Source organism: Gleimia coleocanis DSM 15436, from assembly GCF_000159015.1.
In the GTDB taxonomy this organism is placed as follows: domain Bacteria; phylum Actinomycetota; class Actinomycetes; order Actinomycetales; family Actinomycetaceae; genus Gleimia; species Gleimia coleocanis.
This window is the reverse complement of sequence record NZ_DS999545.1, coordinates 287,337-308,118: the sequence shown is the minus strand read 5'-3', so window position 1 is coordinate 308,118 and position 20,782 is coordinate 287,337. Positions and strand designations below refer to the sequence as shown.

The window sequence follows — 20,782 nt, the reverse complement described above, 5'->3', positions numbered from 1 at the left end:
CGTCATATTAATTTCAAGGTTATTGTGACATATATCGAAAGTTATGTCATAATAATACCATGCCTAAAATCGTTGGCGTCAACATTGACGAACACCGCGAACTAACTCGCCAAGCACTCTTCACCGCTCTATCGAATCTGCTTAAAGAACAGAGCTTTGAAACTATCACCATGGCACAGATTGCGCGCCGAGCAAATATCGGACGCACAGCGGTTTACAACCACTTCGCCGATAAAGAATCAATGCTACTAGAACTAATGAGTGCCACAACTCAACAGTTCACCAAAATTCTCAGCGAAGCTTTGGAAGTAGTTGACAACCCCCTACAGAAACTGCGTATTTTCATTCGCTCCCAGCTAGAGCTGAAACACCACTACCATCTGGGCGAAGGCATGAATCTACGTTCTTTAGCTGCTGGACGCGACACTTCAAAACTAAAAGAACATGCACGAATCCTTGACCATATTCTTTCCCACCTGCTTCAACTGGCACACCATTCCGGAGAGATTCAACCTCCATCCCCGCAGACAAATTCACTAATTCAAGCCTGCATTTCCGGCCAGCATGTACCTAATCACCCTGGTCTAAAGGCACAGGTAATTGGTGAAACTGAAGCATTTATTCTACGCGCACTAGGAGCAAGCGAATACTGCGTCCGCGATATTGACCCACGAGTTTCGGAACTACGTTTCATCTTCTGCGAAAAAGATGAAAAGCCGATTGACGAACCTGAGTCAGAAAGTAGCACCTATCTGCGTTGCCCTGTACACGTTTCCTAATTTCAAGGGCGGTTTAAAATCTATTAGTTTATGTTTTATCCCCAAGAGAACCTAGTTCTCTTGGGGATAAAACATAAAACAAAAAGTTACAAGCTTACTAACTGCTTATCACTCGCCAGCTTCTTCAGCTGCAATCTGGCGGCGGACCTCATCCATGTCCAGCCCCTTAATCTGTTCAATAATGTTGTCGAGTTCTCCACCCTGCAGCACACCTGAGTGACGGAAGATAGCTACACCGTCACGAAAAGCCATCAGGGTTGGAATGGACTGAATCTGCGCTGCTGCTGCCAACTGTTGTTCAGCTTCAGTGTCTACCTTGCCGAACACTACATCTGCATGACGTTCAGAAGCAGCTTCAAAGATTGGACCAAACATGCGACATGGACCACACCAGGACGCCCAGAAATCAACCAGTACGATGCCTTCTTTTTCAACAGCTTCGCCAAAGGATTCGTAGGTAAAGTCTACAGTTGCCATTTTTCCTCAATTTCTAAAAGGGTTTATTTGTCTATAAGTCTAATCTAGATTTACGGACGCTGCATTTTAACAGCAACCGTAGGGAAAACTCGCAACTCAAGTTTCATTCCTCACCCACCCCATTCTGATCTAAACAGAAATACTTACTTAGGCGTTCGCATCATATTAATACAGTTACAGCAGCAGTTGCTATTAGCGTTGGGACAACCGCTGGGAATATAAATATAGCCACATTAAAAGCAATCTGAATCACATCTTTAAGACCAGGAAAACTCTTAGAAAATCTGTAGACAATTTCAAAATAAACATGTTAAACTGACCGAAATAAAAGAAACCTCAAAGGTTTACGCGTTAACTCAACAAACGACGCCCTTCAAATGCGCGTCCCAGAGTAATCTCATCTGCATATTCCAAATCTCCTCCCACTGGTAAACCTAAAGCTAGTCGAGAGGCGGGAACCTGCATAGTTTCAAGCATTCGCGCTAAATAAGTAGCAGTCGCTTCACCTTCAATATTCGGATCAGTTGCAATAATAACTTCCCGTACATTCGTGAGCCGCCCTAGTAACTGACGAATCCGCAACTGTTCCGGCCCCAAGCCTTTAATCGGATCAATCGCCCCACCTAAAACATGGTAAAGCCCCCGATAAGAGCCAGTACGTTCGATAACTTCAACGTCTTTGGCTTCCTCAACTACGCAAATTAGCGTCGTGTCACGACGCGGATCCTGGCAGATACGACAGGTAGGCGCCTCTGCAATATTTCCACAATTTTCACAGAAACGAACTTTTTCTTTAACTACACGTAACGCGTTCGCAAGGCGCATCACGTCTGCCGAATCAGCCGAAAGAATATGGAAAGCAATGCGCTGCGCCGATTTCGGACCTACACCTGGCAAAGCCCCAAGTTCATCGATCAGGTCCTGCACCGCACCTTCGTACATTACTACCCTTCCTTTATTTCTTCGATTACTACTGCATTAAATACTCGTTGGACGACTGGAACACCAACTTCTCGGGTTTCAGCGACTTCTGCATCATAAAGTGACGCTCCCCCGGTTTCGTCATCCCATTCCTCATAAGTTTCTACCACCGGCGGCATAGGAACAACTTTTTCCTCTGTGACAGGAGCTTGCACGTTCCTATCATCAGTTAGTTGGGCACCATAATTTGGTTCTGGTAGCGGAGCATAAACAGGTTCTGGTTCATAAACAGGCGCCTCTAACGGTGGCAGCTCATAAGCAGGTTCCGGAATTTCTGCGTGTGCCACCACTGACGCATCCCCCAATTCAGAGATGGGGGCAACAGTTTCTGAGGGAGACTCATAAACCGGTTCCGGTAGAGGCTCATAAACAGGTTCTACTTCATAAACAGGTGCTTCTAACGGTGGTAGCTCATAAGCAGGTTCCGGCATCTGCACAGGAACTACAGCGGGTTCCGGAACTACATAAATAGGAGTTGCGGGTTCAGCAGCAGCTACAGGTTCAGAAGGACTGTCCTGCTCCAATGGTTTTCCCGGCACCATCACTTCCGGCCAAGCCTCAGCAACTTCAAGTGGCCCTACGAACTTAACTCGTTTAACCACTCCAAGGGTTTTTTCAACTACACCCGCAACGATAGTAGTTCCCTTTTCGCCTGAGAGTTTTTCAGCTTGTTCAACAGTTGGTAGCTGGAAAATTACCTCAACTTCATTTTCTTGGTGAACTTTCAAGGCAGCAACAACATTTTTCCACCCTGCATGTTCACTTAGGAAAATCTGGGTGAATACATCCCACTTTTCTATCAGTTTCACTTCTGCCACAGCTGGCTCTGCGACGGTTGCAAGCGGAGTAATCGGAGGCACTTCATAAACTGGCTCAACCGTTGAAACTACCGGAATAGCAGTAGTTACCGGAGCCTGTTCCGCTGTCGGAGTTATCGGAACAGTTGCTTCTTCTGTAGGCGTTGGCTCTACAGAAACCGGTGGGGCTGAAACTGTTGGGGCTATTGGTTGCAGCGGTTGCGCAGCTGGCGCAGAATGCACTGGCGAAACAGGAACTGACTGCGCCTCCCGAGCCTTAGCTTCTTGCATTTCCCGTAAACGACGAGCTTCCTCACGCGCTAAAGCTGCACCGCTCAACCCCGATGGGTAAACCACAGGAGCATCCGACGAAGCATTTCCAGCTGAGTCACCTCCCTGGTCGGTAATTGCCCTTTCCACAGATGCTTTCGCCGCCCCTTGGATTTCCACCAGGATACGACCAATCAACAACTCAACCTGTAGTTTAGGACTGGTTGCTCCCACCATTGAACGCAATGCTTCATCAGTTAAATCTGCAGCTTTAGAAAGTTTCGTGGCTCCCCATTGCTGCGCTTGCTGATACATACGTTCAGATTGTTCTACCGGAATTCCCTGCAGCAGTGTACGCGCGCCCTCGGGAGCTAAAGAAATAACCAGCAGGTCACGTAAGCGTTGCAGGAAATCTTCAATGAAGCGACGCGGATCGTGACCAGAATCAACCATACGTTCCAATGCGTCAAAAACAGCACTTCCGTCACCCGCATGTAAGTTCGTGACAATGCCATCAAGCAGGGTCCCGTCCGTGTAACCTAGCAGAGCAATCGCACGTTCATAGGAAATCACGCCATTTTCTGCTCCTGCCATGAGTTGGTCCAAAACTGAGAGGGAATCACGGACAGAACCGCCACCCGCACGCACTACCAGTGGCAACACCCCCTCAGCTACGGAAATGCGTTCTGCAGCACAGAGACTCGATAGGTATGGCATAAGTACGTCACCAGGGACTAACCGGAATGGGTAGTGGTGTGTACGAGAACGAATCGTGCCGATAACTCGTTCTGGTTCGGTGGTTGCGAAGACAAATTTCACATGTTCTGGTGGTTCTTCCACCAGTTTTAATAGTGCGTTGAAACCCTGCGGGGTAACCATGTGAGCTTCGTCAAGGATAAATACTTTATATCGGTCACGAGCCGGTGCAAATGCGGCTCTTTCGCGGAGTTCACGCGCGTCATCAACACCGTTGTGCGAGGCAGCGTCGATTTCTACGACGTCAAGGGAACCGGGACCACCAGTGGCTAGTTCAATACAAGAGGCACACTTACCACAGGGGGTGTCGGTAGGCCCTTCTACACAGTTTAGGCAGCGGGCGAGAATGCGCGCAGAGGTGGTTTTACCACAGCCACGTGGACCTGAGAATAGGTAAGCGTGGGTTACGCGATTTGCTTTCAAGGCAGCTTTAAGTGGTTCGCTCACATGATTTTGACCGATTACTTCTGCGAAAGTTTCCGGACGGTATCGTCGATATAGTGCAGTGCTCACATTCCCACTCTATACGGGAGCGCTGACATTTTCTGCCCCCTTATTTTCCCCAAGGGCGTCCTTTCACAGTTTTTCGTTGATTTTCTGAGGGTTTTTGAGGTTTTTGAGTTTTTCGTTAATGTCAAAAAATCCATGCAATTAAGGTCACATAGCTCGTAATTCGACGTAAGCGATGGTTTCCGGTAAACTTATTTTCTGTTGAAGTTATTTCATAGCTTTAACAACTGGAGGATTCGCCTAGCGGCCTATGGCGCACGCTTGGAACGCGTGTTGGGTGCAAGCCCTCGGGGGTTCAAATCCCCCATCCTCCGCAGCCACCCCGACATTTCATTGAGATGTCGGGGTTTTTCTTTTATTTTCTAGGGAAAACTAGAAATTTAGGAACGTGAATAATAGAAATATAGAAAATAGGATACAACCTGATATAACCTGGTAGTGGCACGTAGGTGGCACGGACACAACAGAACATCAATCGAAAAGAGAATAGCTACAAGCCAAGCAGCGTTAGGGTCAATACGTAAGCCACCCTCTGTGCATCTTCAGGCCCAATATGTTTTTTAAAAGCACGTCAGCTACCACGTCAGTTAATTTTCCGAATCAGCGAAAATGCTTACCGTAATGATTTCCAGGCAACCAGTACTTTAGACAATAGAAAGTACCGGCTAGAAATATCCTACGCATTAACGGACACTGGCTGGGTATGCACAGAGACTGTGAATCAGGTGGAGAACGTACATGCATCCCACGGACTAATCTAAAGGAGGCAACTTGCAGCCAGCACATTATAAGACCCTGCGTGAAAGCATGGGAATGACCCGTGAATGGGTTGCCTCCATGCTAGGCGTGAACCCTCGTACCGCTGGGTACTGGGAAGCTGTCAAAACCGATGAAGTCCCCGACTATGTCGAAGATTTTATCCTCGACTGGTGGGAGACCTATCAGGAGCGCGTGCGTGAAGTCCTAGCTGAAGTGCATGAAGAGACCATGAAGAATGGTAGAAGCCCCGAATGCGTGAATCTCACCAGGTTTGCTACCAAAAAACAGTGTCAGCGCGCGAACAGTTCTATGACCGCGGGAATGCACGCCGCACTACTCGGACACATCACCATGGCCCTGGAACAGGCTAAATTCACCGTCGAGATCAACTTCACTCCAATTAATGTAGGAGACTAAGAGACCCGAAATAGTGGCACGTATGTGGCACGACCCTTAAAAAGCCCGATATTTCAAGAGTTAGAGAAAATCCCATATCCTCCGCAGCTACCCCGATATTTTATTGAGATGTCAGGGTTTTTACTATTTAACGGGGTTTTATGCCGGGGCTTACCTACCGCGGTACAACTGAAAGTAGCGAATAGCGCGTGGAAGTAGCGAATAGGCTCTGTAGGTAGCAGTTAGTACGTGTAGATAGCGATTAGTGAAGGGCCCTTCACTAATCGCTACTTTTAACCCTGATTTTGACACTAATCGCTACTTACAAGGGGTTAAAAGTAGCGAATAGGGCGTGGAAGTAGCAAATAGTAAACAAGACCATGAGTAACTGAGCTGATGACGATGGTTGGTGCTGTTCTTTTGAGGAAAACTATTGTCGCATAACCCAAAAGTTCAGGTTTATGCAAAAACTGCTACCCCTGTGCACTAACTGCGTCCTTTCGGCACTAAATGCGTTCCTTAACTACAAGTAGCACCCATCCGGATCCCTTTCACCCAGGATGTGGATACCTCTAACGCGGGAACTTAAACTCGCACGCAACGAAAACGCCGGAGTTGCGATTCCCACGCAGGAAAAACGCGCGAACGCGATTTCCCACGCACAAATAGTTTCAGCCGAGCTCATTCGCTCGGCTGAAACTAAATATCCCATCAACACAGTGCGAGTTCTAAACTGTTTAGTCTTAAACTCTAACTTCCAGAGAATCTCTTGAAGATATTTATATCCTAAGTACACTACCTGAGCGCACACCTAAGCTAACCTTAAAGTTTCCTGGGAAATTAGCGATCTCACTTTCCCGGTGCATTCCTCACTAAAAACTTTAGAAGTTTCAGAGCCCCGCCCTTATCCAACGGATTATTTTTATTCCCACACTTCGGAGACTGCACACAGCCCGGACACCCAGATTCACATGGACACCCCGCCACTAGATCCAAAGTTCGCTGTGCCCAGGTAACCCCATGGTGGAAACCATAGTGTACAAACCCAGCTCCGCCTGCGAAAGCGTCATGGACGAAAACTGTCGGCGCGAAAGTCTGCTCGTGCAGAATCGTTGATAAACCACCTAAATCCCAGCGGTCACAAGTAGCTAAAATCGGCAGAATCGCGATCATCGCATGCTCACACGCATGCAGTGCACCCGGTAAATCTTTAAGCTCAATCCCCAGCTCCGTCGCTACTTCATCAGCTAGTTCAAACCAAGTAGACTGAGTTTCCAACACCCGCGAAGGCATACTTAGTTTTTGATTCCCCACGTACTCTAACTTCGGCAATCGCAACGTATCAAAATCTGTAACCTGCTCTGAAACTCGAGTACGCCCATGTTTCCAAGTTACTTTCCCTGACGGAGCAGTCCAGACTGTCACGCCCTCGGAAAAATTATCCGCATCCAAAATCTGCACGCTAGTTTGTGACCCCGCCACCGTACGAAACTGCGTAGTAATCCGCTTCGCTAACGCAACCGTCGCGGGACGCACACCCCCACCTACGACAGCGGGAACGTACTCAATAATCTGAAAAGTCTGCCCCTGGTGAACATACACCGCCCCTGGGTGTACCGCCGCATCTGCCTGCGCTACTGAAACCGTGCCGATTACTCGCCCAGTCTCAGCTTCCACAACCTGCACTTCCGTGTCCTCGCCACGCAACTCCGTTAACGTATGCGGAGCGGCATGCAACGCCACGTTCCAATACCAACCGGTCGGACGCAACCGCAGATATCCCGCCTGCTCCAACTCTGAAAATAGTTTTGTAGACGGCAAGCCAAAAACCGCAACATCATCCTCAGTAAGTGGATGTTCAGCAGCCGCTGCACAAATATGCGGGGTAAGAATGTACTGATTTGTCGGGTTAATCGTGGCTGCTTCGACGGGTTCAAAAATAATCTCTGGATGTGCCATCACGTAGTTATCCAGCGGATTATCAGCCGCAACTAATACGGATAATCCCGCGGTTTCCCCACGCCCGGCACGCCCAATCTGCTGCCATAAAGATGCCCGTGTTCCCGGCCAACCGACAGTTAAAGTTACGTCCAGCCCTGAAATATCAATGCCGAGTTCCAAAGCATTCGTTGTCACCAGGGAACGTAGTTGCCCGGTGCGAAGTGCGGTTTCCAACTCACGGCGTTCTTCTGGCAAGTAGCCACCTCGATAGGCTGCGACTGAGCCAATCAAATGCGGATAATAGGCAGAAATCTGTTCCCGGGAGTGGGCAGAAACTGATTCCGCAGCGGCGCGTGAACGCACGAAGGTGAGGACGCGTGCGTCCGCTCCAACCAGGTGGGCGGTTAGCTTCGCAGCTTCAGCGGTGGCAGACACCCGGCGAGGTTCGGTTTCGTTTTCAGCTATTGCATATCCTGGCTGCCATAGGATTAGTTCTTTGGCGGCGATGCGGGAGGTGTCCTCAGCAACTGTATGCACGTCTGCTTCAGTTACCCCGATCAGGGCGGCAGCGGTTTCAGCGGGGTGGGCGACGGTGGCGGATAGGAAAATGACTGTGGGGTTTGCGCCATAGAGGCGACAGAGCCGCAGCAGTCGGCGTAGCACCAGAGAAATGTGTGAGCCGGTGATGCCACGCCAGTAATGCATTTCATCGACGATTAAATATTTTAGTCCGCCCAAGAACCGTGCCCACCGTTGGTTTCCTGGCAGCATTACGTGGTGGAGGTAGTCGGGATTAGTGAGGATGAGGTTAGCGTTGGCGCGCACCCATTCTTTGGTTTCGCGGGGTGTATCTCCATCTGCAGTCCCCAGGCGGATACCAGTTAGGTCCGGGCAGAGTTCAGTGAGTTTGTGGGCTTGGTCGGCGGCTAGGGCTTTGGTGGGTGCCAGGTAGAGCGCGGTGGTGGGGCGTGCCCAGTCTTTGAGGCGGGCGCGTTTATTCGCATCATTTGAGTTTTCGAGGGCGGTGAGTACCGGTAGCCAGGCGCAAAGGGACTTACCGGATCCGGTGCCGGTAGCGATTACGGTGTGCGTGCCGTGGTGAATACTGGTTGCTGCTTGGGTTTGGTGTTGCCAGGGTTTTTCAATGCCTTTAGTTTTGAAGGCGTCTACTACTTGTGGGGTTGCCCAGTCTGGCCAGGTGCCGTAAATGCCTGGACGCCCGGGGAAACTGAAGTGTTTCACCAGGCGTCCACTTCCAGCATCGAGGTTTATGAGCAGATCTAGTAGCTTTTGAGTGGAGCTCATCTGCTTTCCTTTCAGCTGGTTACGTTTAGGGGAAGTTTACATACTTTTAATGGTTGAGACGACGTGTGCCATGAACTGCAATGCGTCGATGCCGGTAGATACTGCTGCAGAAATGTTTTCTAATAGCTGCGCGTTATCTAGTCCGGCTTCTACACCTACGATGTAGTCGGCGACGACGTGGGCGGTTTCGCCAGTCCATTCAATGTAGACGGTTGGGAAGTATTTTTCGCGGTTCCAGGAGTCCGCTGCGGTAAATAGGTGCGCCATTTTAGAGGCGTCTTTTTCTAATCCGGATTCCCAGATGGCACGAATGGAGAGGAATTTGTCGCCTGAGGTGAAGTTGAATTGGAATGGGACGTCGTTGATGCGTGCCAGTGCTGTGTGGTGTTCAGCGTCGATTTCCAGTTTGGCATCGAGGACGGTGAGTTGTTCGCTGATGCGTTCGAAGGTGACTTTCTGGATTTCGTCGGTGTTTTCTACGCAGTGCAGGTGCATGTCAGTTTTCCTTCCAAGTAACCAGGTTTGGAACTGCCATGTCGAGTTCCTGGAATAGGCCCATAATCATGGTGAGCGCGGTTTCGTAGAAGGTGCCGAGCTGACATTCGGTGGCGCCTTGGCTGACTACGAGGTTTACTTCTGCGCCGACTGAGAAACGCTGGTTATTATCCATTGGCAACATATATGCCTTTGGACCGGAGCGGTAGTTGTTACATTCTTGCACCATGGATACGAGGGTGGAGAATGAGTCGTCGTCGGTGGCAATGCCTCGCCACTGCCCGCGGATCTGCAATACGTTGTCGTTGTTCAGGTTAATGAAGATGATCCCGGATTGGGTTGGGTAGACGAGTTCGTTTTCGTATTCCTGAAATTCCAGGTCAAAGTCACTTCCGGCGAGGGAGCCGAGGAAGTTTTGCAGACGCTGGGCGTTGACGGGAGTTGGGTCGCTCACGAAGCAGCACCTTTCAAAGTTCAATCGTTAAGTCTTTCTCTAGGTTAATGTAGTTGCCAAAGATGCGCGCGCGCTACCGGTATGTGAGTGTTATGGTTAGGTGATAGATTTCTTTAACACTGGGGGTGATTTGGGTGCGCAAGGAACGTGTTTCTTTACCTGAATCTGCCATACAACGCCAGCGTGAACAAGTGGTAAAAAACCAGGGTTTAAAGGAAAAATCTGGGTTGCAGTTAGGTCCAGCGGACTGGCGTCGCCCGGTGCGTGTGGGAGCTTTCGGAGTTTTCTTACTGCTTTTCATAATTTCGACTTTTTTTAGTCTTTTTACGGCTACTGGTCAGGCGTTAGATCAGCTAGTTTTAGACATGGCGATGTTGTCTTTTCCGGGGGCGCGGTTTTTTGCGTGGCCGGTGGCTCGCTCTATTTCCCTGTGGGGGATTGCTGCAGTTACTTTAGTGGCAGCTTTATGGGCGGTAGCGAAGCGTCGTTGGGAGTTGGGCCTGCGGATTGCAATTTTTGTTTTAGGCGCAAATCTGACTACTCAGGTTTTAAAGAATTGGCTGCTGGGTCGCCCTTATTTGGGGGTGGGCTTTGAGCTTCCAAATTCTTTACCGTCGGGGCATACTACGGTGGCAATGTGCGCGGTTTTAGCTATTGTTGTGGTGGCTCCGCAGCGTGTGCGTGTGCCGGTGGCTATTGCGGGGGCACTTTTGGCAGCGAGCGTGGCTGTGAGTGTGGTGTTACTTGGTTGGCATCGTCCGTCCGATGTGGTTTCTGCGATTCTGGTGGTACTGTTGTGGGCTTTGGTTTTGGTGCCGCATGAGCGTCCGCAGGGTTTTTCGCAGGGGTTGAATCTGCGCCTCCTATTCTTAAACCTGGGACTTTTGTCCGCCTTCCTTTTGGGGTGCGCGGCTTTCTCGTCGCGGCTTCAATCCGTCATTACCCAGATGATTTCTTCTCCGAGGGCGCCCGGTAAAGTCACTGCCGCAGGTACCCCACTGGAAGTTTTTACGATGTTTCCGGGGGTTACTTTCTGGTTTGCAGTTTTTTCTCTAGCGGCAATTGTTTCCCTGGTGGGGTTCGTAGTGCACTTTGTGGTGCTTTTAGAGTCCGGACGTACTAACAAATAGCATATCTAGGGACACTTGGGCGTGTCGGCACTATATATAGTTTTTCGGAGTAGTGTTAGGAAGCGTCGCGGTTAGTTCAACTCACCGCCCTCGAAAAATAAAACCACACGGAAAACGGAAAATAAGCACGCAAGGAAGCCGATTATGACCTCCCCAACTCCGGCCGCAAACGCACCCATCTACCCCGTCGACGCCATCAGCACCATCGACGAATACCTCACCCGCTCAGACTGGCGCGTAAACGCCAACGCCAACCAGGACTACAGCCTCGGCGGACTCATCCTCAACACCAGCGGCAAAATGGTCGCCAACTACTGGCTCACCAAAATCTACTCCCCAGAAGCCGGCACCGCCCACCGCGAAGGCGACCTCCACATCCACGACCTCGACATGTTCGCTGGCTACTGCGCCGGCTGGTCACTCAAACAACTCATCCAACAAGGATTCAACGGCGTCCCCGGAGCCATCGCCTCAAACCCACCCAAACACTTCTCCTCAGCCTGCGGACAAATCGTAAACTTCCTCGGCACCCTCCAAAACGAGTGGGCCGGAGCCCAAGCCTTCTCCTCCGTAGACACCTACCTTGCCCCCTTCATACGACTAGATAATCTAAACTTCGAGCAAGTAAAACAGCACCTCCAAGAACTCGTGTTCAACCTCAACGTCCCCTCCCGCTGGGGCTCCCAATGCCCATTCACAAACTTCACCTTCGACCTCACCTGCCCTGCAGACCTCCGCGACGAATACCCCCTCATCGGCGACGAACTATGCGACTTCACCTACGGGCAACTACAAGCCGAAATGGATCTCATTAACAAAGCTTTCATCTCTGTCATGAACGAAGGCGACGCCGACGGACGAGTCTTCACCTTCCCCATTCCCACCTACAACATCACTCCCGACTTCGACTGGGACTCCCCACTCACCGACGCTCTCTTTGCAATGACCGCTAAATACGGTCTGCCCTACTTCCAGAACTTCCTTAACTCTGACCTGGATCCCGGTATGATTCGTTCCATGTGCTGTCGTCTGCAACTAGACTTACGCGAACTTCTTAAACGTGGCAATGGCCTGTTCGGATCCGCAGAGCAAACCGGCTCCATCGGCGTAGTCACCATCAACCTAGCCCGCCTCGGCTACCTCTACGCCTCTGACGAAAACGGTCTAATCGCCCGCCTCGATCAACTCATCGACATTGCCTCAAGCACCCTAGAAAAGAAACGCGAAGTCATCCAACACCATATGGATAACGGGCTATTCCCCTACTCACGCCGCTACCTGGGTACTCTCAACAACCACTTCTCCACCATCGGCATTAACGGCATGAATGAACTTATTGCCAACTTCACCCTGGGTGAATACGACATTACTGATCCACGCGGACACTCATTAGCCGTGCAACTTATGGATCACATCCGCGAGCGCATGGTAGAACTTCAAGAAGCCACCGGAAACCTCTATAACCTGGAAGCCACCCCGGCAGAAGGCACGACTTACCGGTTCGCAAAAGAAGACACGAAGCGCTATCCCGGCATTATTCAAGCGGGTACTCCAGAAGCGCCTTACTACACGAATTCTTCACAGTTACCAGTTGGTTTTACTGATGACCCATTTGAGGCCCTGGAACGACAGGAAGAACTCCAGGGTAAATACACCGGCGGTACTGTCTTGCACCTTTACATGGGGCAGCAGATTTCTTCCTCTGCAGTTTGTAAGACGCTGGTTCGCCGCGCGTTGACGAACTTTAAGATTCCCTACATCACGATTACGCCAGTATTCTCGATTTGTTCCTCTCACGGTTATATTCCTGGCGAGCATGCCCAGTGTCCTCAGTGTGCCTCTCGCGGAATTGTCACTGAATGTGAGATTTGGACGCGTGTGATGGGCTATTTCCGCCCTCTGAAGTCTTTCAATATCGGTAAGAAGTCAGAGTTCGCTGAACGTCAGCTCTTCACGGAACCAGTTTTCGCTTAAGGTACGTGCTTACGCGTCGCACGGGGACTTTATTCGCCGTGCGACGCGTAAGCGCAGGATACAGAAACTACGATTCTAAAGGTCTCAAATGCTTCAGATTGCAGGGGTTCAACCGCTTTCCTTAGTGGACTGGCCCGGTAAACTCGCGCTGACAGTCTTTTGCCAAGGCTGCCCGTGGACTTGCGTTTACTGCCACAATCACCAGATTTTAGACTGCCAACTTCCCGGCATCATCGACTGGGCTAAAGTTTACGAGACTCTCAAAAAACGGCGTGGACTCTTAGACGCGGTAGTTTTTTCCGGAGGTGAAGCCACCCGCCAAGGCCCTGCACTTAAAGAAACTTTACAACAAACACGTACCCTGGGATTTTTAACAGGCCTACACACTGCCGGAGCCTACCCACGTACCTTGCAGCAGCTTCTGTCTGCAAACCTCTTGGATTGGGTGGGGTTGGACATTAAGGCTCCGCAAGACACCTACCCTTTAGTGGTGGGTGCCAACTCAGCAAGCGGGATGAAGGCTTGGCAGTCCCTGGATATTTTGCTCGAGGGCGCTCAAAAAACCACAAACCCGAACTTCGCTTACGAAGTTCGCTTAACCGTCTACCCAGGAATGCCTTTTAACCCTACCGAAGTAGTAGGTACGTGTTTAGAAAAAGGCGTTGAAAACCTCGTCATCCAACAGGCACGCGCAACTGGAACACCAGCCGGATTTAGCGAAAACTTCCAAAACTGGGAGTCTGATTTCCAAACTATTAAGGCTGAACTCACCGCCCTAGGGAAAGAAAAATTGTCTTTCCGCTAACAAAATCCGGACAGGTTTGCTTCAAGCCCAGCAAGTAAGTAAGCTGAAATTCCGATCGAGCATTTTTGCTTCCGCAAACTCAAAGATCGGATTCCCATGAGCAACTCATCGTTCCTGAACGGCGTCGCCCAGGCATTTACCTGGAAACTTCACGGAAACGGCAAAAGCGTTTCCGCTGGCGAAGTAGTTCTGCCACACGAACGTCTCACCTGGCCACGCACCGTCGGAATTGGTGCACAGCACGTTATCGCAATGTTTGGGGCAACCTTCCTAGTTCCACTGTTAACCGGTTTCCCACCAAACACTACCCTTTTCTTCACCGCAATTGGCACTCTGCTATTCATTGCAATTACCGCTGGGCGACTCCCATCCTATTTGGGGTCGTCCTTCGCTTTAATTGCTCCTATCGGCGCGGTCTCTGCTTCCCTCGGCCCTGAATACGCTTTGGGCGGTGTCGTAGCTACCGGTCTGACCCTGGCAGCAGTCGGCATTATCGTCCACTTCGCGGGCGCTAAGTGGATTGACGTGGCAATGCCACCTATCGTAACTGGCGCAATCGTTTCCCTAATCGGTTTCAACCTGGCACCAGCTGCTTGGAATAACGTGAAGGAAGGCGCAGTCACCGCAGTTGTCACTATCACTGCTATTCTGCTGGTGACTGTACTGTTCAAAGGCATCATTGGGCGCCTCTCTATCCTAGTTGGTGTCCTGGTTGGTTATGCTACCGCAGCTCTGCGCGGTGAAATCGACTGGAGCAAGGTTGGCGAAGCAGATTGGTTTGGTCTGCCTCAGTTCCATTCCCCACAGTTCTCTGTTTCCGTTATGGGCTTGTTCATTCCTGTGGTTTTCGTACTGGTTGCTGAGAACGTGGGTCACGTTAAGTCCGTTTCAGCGATGACTGGTCAGAACTTGGATGATATTACTGGCCGTGCTTTGTTCGCTGACGGTATTGCTACCGCATTAGCTGGTGCTGGTGGCGGGTCTGGCACTACCACTTATGCTGAAAATATTGGTGTTATGGCGGCTACTCGCGTGTACTCTACGGCTGCTTATGTGATTGCTGCTGGCTTTGCTTTTGCTCTATCTTTGTTGCCTAAGTTCGGCGCTATTATTCAGACTATTCCAGCTGGTGTGCTGGGTGGTGCGGCTACTGTTTTGTACGGCATGATCGGCATGTTGGGTGTGCGTATTTGGGTACAGAATCGGGTTGATTTCTCTGATCCGGTGAACTTGAATACTGCTGCTGTGGCGATGATTGTGGCGATTGCTAACTACACTTGGGCTCCTGCTGGTCTGGAGTTCGCTGGTATTGCTTTGGGCTCTGCTTGTGCGGTTGGTATCTACCACATCATGCGTGCTCTTTCGAACTGGCGAGGCACAAATCTTGAGGCGGCTACTCCGGCTTCTGCGCCGGCGGGTACGGATTTGGAATCCGAGGCCTATGCTAAGCGTCGTGCACAGCACTGATTTTTAAGAGTTTAAAGCTCGGCTGGGATTGTCTTTTCGGATAGTTTCGGCCGAGCTTTTCTTTTTCTGTTTTTGTCCATCGTGTGGCATTCTTCTTTGTCGCGCGGTGGCTTTCGTTTTCATGCGACGCAGTTTCCGAGGGCGCTGCATGCAGCTTTCCGTCGCACGGCAAATTTAACTTTCGTGCGACGGAATAAGACTTACAGTCGTAAGTTTTCCTGCGGGTAAAACAAAAACGCCAAGTCTATTGGGGTTTCCCCGGACTTGGCGCTGATACAACTTGGTGGGCGGTATTCTGTTACCTGATTTGGATATAAAGGATCCCCCGCGCACCCGATAGAGCTACCCTATCCTTGCTGCCTTCCGGCCCTGGGGAGGTTCAGGAGATATCGTCACACGAGGGATCTTTTATAGAATACACGGTTTTTAACAAAACCTGTAGTCGAGTCCCATTTATAGGCTATTCCTTAACTTTCAAACAGCCTTCTGGGTTTTCAAACTCGACATCGCGTTTTTCAGCAATCGCTTTAAGTTCTTCTGCTGGTTTCATTTCTGTGAATGCATCACCAACGATGATCTGAATGACATCTGCAGCGTCTGGGTCATAGTAGACGCTGGCACCTTCAAATAGGCGTGCCAGGGAGTATGCATTTACAACGTTTTTACCGTTTGTGACGATGCGGATATTTCCGAAGAATTGGCCGTCGTAGTTGGCTTTTTCGGTGAATTCTAAGCCTACGCCTGCCAGTGCAGTTCCAACGGTATCTGCCAGTCCGGCGCGGGAGGTTCCGTTGAAGACTTTGATTTTTACTCCGGTTAAGTCTGCGGGTTTAACGTTTTTTCCTACGCAGGCGATGTTGCCTTTTTCAGCGAAGCGTTCGACTTTGTTGAAGCTGTTGTAGTAGGGGAATTTGAGTAGCCCGGTGAGGATGAGGAGTGCTACTAGGGATGAGATTCCCATGAGGACGACGATAACGTTAAAGACTTTGCCTTGCCGACGTTGGCGACGTTTACGATATGCTACTCGCGGCGTAATCTGTGGAGCGCGTGGCGCTTCCTGAGGTTCAGTGTTCTGCGTTTCCATCACGTTAATAACTTTATCTTATTCGTTGCATGGAGTGCAGTTACTTAATGGCATATAAAAAGTGAGGATCGCACTTAGCTCTCCCTTCTAAGTGGATCCTCACACAAACAACTATAACAGACTTGTATACCAAAGCAAATTTAATGACGTGCCTCACTAAACACTAGAGCGGGAATAGTTGCACGAATTCCCACATGGCTGCACGAAATACCCGTAAAGTGAAGCCTGTTCCCTTGATTTCTAAGGCAAACCCAAACTTCCGTTGCCGTAGAAAAACAACGGTCAACAATAGTTCGATTATCTGCTGCAAGCTCCGCAACGGTAACGCAAGTAGACTGCGTCACTGTCCCAATATCTTCTTTCAATGCCTCGGCTCCACCCAGCGCAACCACATCTGCTTTCAGCTGCAACTCCACCCGTTCTTGCTGAACCGTAACCACGCCACTAATCAACGCAACTACCAAAAGAAGCAGGCTGATTACTGCTAACTGATAAAGTGAAGCTGCTCCGCCCTCATTCTTGCCCGCATTTGGCATTCCCCTATTCATTACCCACCGCCTCCCGTTTCAGCACCAGTTGGCATTCAACGGGCACCAGCATCATTTGCTTCACTGCAGTGACCCGCACTTTTTCATTCCCGAGGGCGTCCACCGAAACCTCATACCCTGCTGTAGAGCTATAGGCTTCGCCCACTACAATCGCCCGCCCAGCTTCAAAGGCGACAGCACAGCTACTACCTTTCGCACCTGCAACTATGAGCATGCCAATTAGAAAACTGGTAACCAGGATCAGAGCGGGGAAGGCAAGTGCTGTTTCAGCTGTCACCATCCCCGCTTCCTGTTCCTGCCTGACTAAGTTCAGCTCATTAGCGTTCATGTCTTAATCCGACTACGCAGATTGAGCCAACTAAACCTTCAACTCTGAGCACTCTTTTATCCAGCTACACTAAGGGCATTTTGGATGATGCCAAAAAGAATTTGGCGGACTGAATCAGATTTAATAATCGCAAGGAGCAGGCCAGCGAAAGCTACCGCCGTGACGATCCCAACCGCATATTCGGCGGTAACTAACCCAGCTTCGCCCATGTATTCTTCTTCATCTGCCGTTTCCAAGCTAAGGCGTCGCAGCTTCAGACTGGATTCTGCTAACTGTTTTACTGTAGTGCGCATTTTCTTCCCTTCTTTCCTAGTTGAACTACAGGTAAGACCAGCTTCCTCTGCTACGAGAAAGTTTGCAGTACCGCCCTCGAAAACTGTGGAAAACTACCCCAACGAAAACTGCCTGTGCACACACTTAGGAGAGGAAAAGCAACCACGCCACCGGCACCACACCTAAAAGCACAAAGGCCGGTAAAAAACACAATCCCAACGGCAATGCCAACCAAACCCCTAGTTTTTGAATCTCTACCTGCACCCCCAGCAGACGTTCTCTGCGCAACCGTTGCACCACTAACTCCAAAGTTGCCAGCGGGTCAGATCCTCGCATCCAAGCAGTAAGAATCGCTAATCCTAAATGTGTTGTAACCACGTCAGATGCCGCCACTGAACTAAGAAACTCAGTAACTTCACTACTATCAGCCCCCAGCAGAAACAAACGCGATACCACCGCTAAATTCGGGTAACCACACCCTGCAGCAATCACTTCTAAACTCCGTGGCACAGCTAACCCCGCAACTAAACAGGCTGCAAATAAACGCACTGCCACCACCGGATCCACATTTTCACGCTTCTGTTCATGGAACTTAGCTACCAGTCGGCGCACCCACACGAAACCAGCCACCCATAATCCCCCGCCGGCAACTGCCACCAACCACCCCCAAAACGTGCCAGTAATAAATGCAGGTAAATCTGCTCCTAACAGCCATGCCAACCCTAACCCCACTGCCGGTAAAGCCGCTAAAAGACGCACAGTAGCCTGCGTGCTAGCAAACGCCACTTCCAAAGATTTCGCGTTTTCTTCAGCTTCTTCTAAACTTCCCACAATTGCTTCTAAAGCATCCGCTAACCCCACACCGATTTCAGCACTCACTTTCCCCGCAGCTCGAATAGAAGAAGCTACTTGCGCAAACTCAGGCTGATTCAAAACTTCTTCAGCGTCTACCCCAACCTGTAAATCCTCGCAGGCTTGTTCCCACGCTTGCGGTACTGACATTCCGCAACGTAGGTAAGCCACTACAGCTGCAACCACGTAGGCGGGCACAATCGGCAAGTTCATTTGCAGTGCCTGGGACTTCGTTTCTTCACCCAACCACTGGGCTTTAAAACTCCTCCGCCGGTTTAACCAGAAATACCCTTGCCCTATAAAGGCAAAACCTACGAGTATCAACAGAACTGTTTTAACCCCTCCCATGGGCACCTGGTTTCCATAGATAACTGCGCTCACCAACAAGTGGATTAGTCCAGATTGGTTTCACCACCAGCCCTTGCACAGCATCTTTTTCAAGGGCTGAGATTTCAATTATTTGTCGGATGAGTTTACTTCCCTTCCCAGCTGCCTCTGGCAAGTAACCTTTATCTACCCCGATACTTATTTTTCCAACGTGTACTAACGCATCTACCCCGGCAGTAGCTTGAGCATGGACAGCAGCTGGACTCATTTGCGCCAAAGCGCCTAAGGCTTCCAAACGAGCTGGCACGTCGGTCGCTGAGTTAGCGTGCAAGGTACCCCAACTGCCCTGGTGACCAGTGTTTAAAGCCCCCAGCAGGTCTCTAATCTCTGAGCCACGGCATTCTCCTAAAATGATTCGGTCAGGACGCATTCGCAACGCTGTTTGCACTAGCTGCGCTAGGTTCACTGCTCCCTTTCCTTGTACATTAGCTTGTTTTGCCAGTAGAGAAACTACGTGTGGGTGCGGTGGGTGTAGTTCTGCAGTGTCTTCGATGGTGAGAATCCGCTGGTTACTTGGCATGGCTGCAATTACGGCGGAAAGCAGGGTAGTTTTCCCACTTCCGGTGGCGCCACTGATAAGAGTTGAAGCGCGACTAATGATTAGGTTTTGTAAGACTTCTAAGCTGCCGGCGGGAAACATTCCGCGAGCGTCTAAATCCGCTAGGCTGAAATGGTTTTTCTTAACTGTGCGGATACTTATCACTGTTCCTTGTGGGGAAAGTGGAGGGATGATTGCGTTTATGCGAGTGCCGTCTGCCAAGCTCCCATCAGCTATGGGTTTAGCTTCATCCAACCGGGTCCCAGCTTTTGCAGCTAGGCGTACCGCTAGTTCTCTTACTTGCGCTTCACTGTAGACGCTACGTTTGATGAGAGTGAGTTCACCGGCTTTTTCTGCCCAAATATCAGTTGAGTTTATGAGAATATCTGTGATTTCCGGGTCAGCCAGCAGGTTTTCTAACTCTATTCCGGGGCCTTTTAAGGTGGCTTCCGCGCTAGCTAGGGTTTGCCCTAGTTCTGCGGGGGTTACGAAAGGGCTGGAGGTTTTACTAATAGCTTCTGCAACGCTAACGCCTTTGCCGATGAGTTGGCGGGTACCTGGTTTAAGCATGGGATTCCTCCGCCAGCAGTTCACGGATTCGGCGGTAGCTACGTATGATGGGGATTTCCCATTTTTGTGCCAGTAGTTTCGTTTCGGCTGCGGTTTTCCACCGCTGGTCGATGAGCAGGATTTTCGCATTTGTAGCGACGGCGAGCTCGTTAAGTTCAGCACTGATGCGTCCGGCATCTACCACGGTGGGGGCTGTGTGGCTGAGTTGGCAGAGTATCTGCGCTAAATATTTTTTATCCGAGGGCGCTGAGCATTCTTTCCCTCCGTCGATAACAATTTCTCCGGCCGGTAGGTACTCGGTAATGATGCCTTTTAGGTCGGTTTCTGCTGGCCAAGTTAAGTGCGTGTGTGGGGTTTTCACGCGTTGACGAAACTGCGGGTCTTCCAGAAGGTTTACCCGAATTAGAGTAGGTTTCGTAGTGCGTGGTTGGAGGCTCATAAGACGCGGGTGAGTGGCTAGCTTAGTGCAGCCGCTTTTACTTTTTCCGCTGGTTAAGAGGATTAGTGGGTAACGGGTGGGGTGAAGAAGTCGGCTGAGGATTTCATAGAGTAAGGGTTCTTCACCGGGGAGTTCTAAGTCCACCCCAAGGCGTAGAATCTTTTTCCAAGGCAGTTTCAGGATTTCAGTTAAGTCTGTCGTCACGGTTTCAGCTTGATCGATTAGAAGCAGACTCTTTTCTGCATCAAGGCTCACTGAGTCGGTCACTGTTGAAAGGGTTGCGAGTTCTGCAGGCAGGTTATAGAGTTTCAGCCTTTGTGTAATTAGTTCCCGGCGGGTGGCGTTACTGTGGGCAAGGTAAATTTTCATAGGCTGATTTAAGCAATATAGCTGTGTCCTTGTCCGCCCTCGGAAAAGAAACTGTGGAAAACTGCCCGCCGAAACTATCCTTGGGGATAACTTGATTT

At 50.2% G+C, this 20,782-nt stretch carries 19 protein-coding genes, 1 tRNA gene and 1 other RNA gene; 7 read left to right on the top strand and 14 right to left on the bottom strand.

What is annotated here, in order from left to right; genetic code table 11:
- The first annotated feature begins 59 nt into the window (after positions 1-59).
- Positions 60-779, top strand: coding sequence for a TetR/AcrR family transcriptional regulator (locus HMPREF0044_RS06250; RefSeq protein WP_006547288.1), 720 nt, complete (start codon positions 60-62; stop codon positions 777-779).
- 108 nt (positions 780-887) lie between these two features.
- On the opposite strand, the gene trxA is transcribed toward HMPREF0044_RS06250, so the two are convergent.
- From trxA to HMPREF0044_RS08105, 3 genes are all read right to left on the bottom strand, one after another.
- Entirely contained in the window at positions 888-1,256 is a 369-nt protein-coding gene (trxA, locus tag HMPREF0044_RS06245; protein WP_006547287.1) for a thioredoxin, read from the bottom strand.
- A gap of 351 nt (positions 1,257-1,607) precedes the next feature.
- Positions 1,608-2,198, bottom strand: a complete 591-nt coding sequence (gene recR, locus HMPREF0044_RS06240) for a recombination mediator RecR (protein ID WP_006547286.1) — start codon at positions 2,196-2,198, stop codon at positions 1,608-1,610.
- Positions 2,199-2,200: 2 nt separating this feature from the next.
- Positions 2,201-4,573: a DNA polymerase III subunit gamma and tau gene (locus HMPREF0044_RS08105; protein WP_040313069.1), complete on the bottom strand. Its 2,373-nt coding sequence runs from the start codon at positions 4,571-4,573 to the stop codon at positions 2,201-2,203.
- Between the two features lie 226 nt (positions 4,574-4,799).
- On the opposite strand from HMPREF0044_RS08105, the gene HMPREF0044_RS06230 reads away from it, so the two are divergent.
- Together HMPREF0044_RS06230 and HMPREF0044_RS06225 are read left to right on the top strand one after the other, a co-directional pair.
- A tRNA-Ser gene (locus tag HMPREF0044_RS06230) sits at positions 4,800-4,884 on the top strand.
- Between the two features lie 457 nt (positions 4,885-5,341).
- Positions 5,342-5,746: a hypothetical protein gene (locus HMPREF0044_RS06225; RefSeq protein ID WP_040313068.1), complete on the top strand. Its 405-nt coding sequence runs from the start codon at positions 5,342-5,344 to the stop codon at positions 5,744-5,746.
- An 828-nt stretch (positions 5,747-6,574) separates the two neighbouring features.
- Here the strand turns inward: HMPREF0044_RS06225 and HMPREF0044_RS06215 are convergent.
- Genes HMPREF0044_RS06215 through HMPREF0044_RS06205 form a run of 3 tightly spaced genes read right to left on the bottom strand, consistent with a single transcriptional unit; the run spans position 6,575 to position 9,920 of the window.
- On the bottom strand, positions 6,575-8,971 hold the full coding sequence (locus HMPREF0044_RS06215) for a DEAD/DEAH box helicase (RefSeq protein ID WP_006547281.1): 2,397 nt from the start codon (positions 8,969-8,971) through the stop codon (positions 6,575-6,577).
- A gap of 36 nt (positions 8,972-9,007) precedes the next feature.
- Positions 9,008-9,466, bottom strand: a complete 459-nt coding sequence (locus HMPREF0044_RS06210) for a YbjN domain-containing protein (RefSeq protein WP_006547280.1) — start codon at positions 9,464-9,466, stop codon at positions 9,008-9,010.
- A gap of 1 nt (position 9,467) precedes the next feature.
- The gene (locus tag HMPREF0044_RS06205; RefSeq protein ID WP_006547279.1) at positions 9,468-9,920 is read right to left on the bottom strand and encodes a YbjN domain-containing protein; all 453 of its coding nucleotides are present in this window, start codon (positions 9,918-9,920) and stop codon (positions 9,468-9,470) included.
- Positions 9,921-10,054: 134 nt separating this feature from the next.
- Between HMPREF0044_RS06205 and HMPREF0044_RS07980 the strand changes: the two genes are divergently transcribed.
- The 4 genes from HMPREF0044_RS07980 (at position 10,055) to HMPREF0044_RS06185 (ending at position 15,296) form a co-directional block, all read left to right on the top strand.
- Positions 10,055-11,050: a phosphatase PAP2 family protein gene (locus HMPREF0044_RS07980; protein ID WP_141553860.1), complete on the top strand. Its 996-nt coding sequence runs from the start codon at positions 10,055-10,057 to the stop codon at positions 11,048-11,050.
- A 144-nt stretch (positions 11,051-11,194) separates the two neighbouring features.
- The gene (locus HMPREF0044_RS06195; RefSeq protein ID WP_006547277.1) at positions 11,195-13,024 is read left to right on the top strand and encodes a ribonucleoside triphosphate reductase; all 1,830 of its coding nucleotides are present in this window, start codon (positions 11,195-11,197) and stop codon (positions 13,022-13,024) included.
- 88 nt (positions 13,025-13,112) lie between these two features.
- Positions 13,113-13,829 carry an anaerobic ribonucleoside-triphosphate reductase activating protein gene (locus HMPREF0044_RS06190; protein WP_006547276.1) on the top strand — a complete coding sequence of 239 codons (717 nt, stop codon included), beginning with the start codon at positions 13,113-13,115 and terminating at the stop codon, positions 13,827-13,829.
- Positions 13,830-13,925: 96 nt separating this feature from the next.
- Complete coding sequence (locus HMPREF0044_RS06185) at positions 13,926-15,296, top strand: uracil-xanthine permease family protein (RefSeq protein WP_006547275.1); 1,371 nt, start codon at positions 13,926-13,928, stop codon at positions 15,294-15,296.
- A 313-nt stretch (positions 15,297-15,609) separates the two neighbouring features.
- Here the strand turns inward: HMPREF0044_RS06185 and ffs are convergent.
- The 8 genes from ffs to HMPREF0044_RS08220 all read right to left on the bottom strand — a co-directional run bounded on the left by ffs (position 15,610) and on the right by HMPREF0044_RS08220 (position 20,684).
- Positions 15,610-15,705, bottom strand: an RNA gene (ffs, locus tag HMPREF0044_RS08020) — signal recognition particle sRNA small type.
- Positions 15,706-15,756: 51 nt separating this feature from the next.
- Entirely contained in the window at positions 15,757-16,380 is a 624-nt protein-coding gene (locus HMPREF0044_RS06180) for a LytR C-terminal domain-containing protein (RefSeq protein ID WP_006547274.1), read from the bottom strand.
- Positions 16,381-16,520: 140 nt separating this feature from the next.
- A complete protein-coding gene (locus HMPREF0044_RS06175) occupies positions 16,521-16,928 on the bottom strand; it encodes a hypothetical protein (RefSeq protein ID WP_006547273.1) in 408 nt (135 codons plus the stop codon).
- Positions 16,921-17,256, bottom strand: a complete 336-nt coding sequence (locus tag HMPREF0044_RS06170) for a hypothetical protein (RefSeq protein WP_006547272.1) — start codon at positions 17,254-17,256, stop codon at positions 16,921-16,923. The genes HMPREF0044_RS06175 and HMPREF0044_RS06170 overlap by 8 nt, the downstream gene beginning before the upstream one ends.
- A gap of 56 nt (positions 17,257-17,312) precedes the next feature.
- Positions 17,313-17,549, bottom strand: a complete 237-nt coding sequence (locus tag HMPREF0044_RS08170) for a DUF4244 domain-containing protein (protein WP_006547271.1) — start codon at positions 17,547-17,549, stop codon at positions 17,313-17,315.
- Between the two features lie 124 nt (positions 17,550-17,673).
- Positions 17,674-18,627 (bottom strand): type II secretion system F family protein, encoded by a 954-nt coding sequence (locus HMPREF0044_RS06160; protein ID WP_040313065.1) that lies wholly within the window; start codon positions 18,625-18,627, stop codon positions 17,674-17,676.
- 88 nt (positions 18,628-18,715) lie between these two features.
- Positions 18,716-19,876 (bottom strand): TadA family conjugal transfer-associated ATPase, encoded by a 1,161-nt coding sequence (locus HMPREF0044_RS06155; RefSeq protein WP_006547269.1) that lies wholly within the window; start codon positions 19,874-19,876, stop codon positions 18,716-18,718.
- Positions 19,869-20,684, bottom strand: coding sequence for a hypothetical protein (locus HMPREF0044_RS08220; protein ID WP_006547268.1), 816 nt, complete (start codon positions 20,682-20,684; stop codon positions 19,869-19,871). The genes HMPREF0044_RS06155 and HMPREF0044_RS08220 overlap by 8 nt, the downstream gene beginning before the upstream one ends.
- Positions 20,685-20,782: the final 98 nt, after the last annotated feature.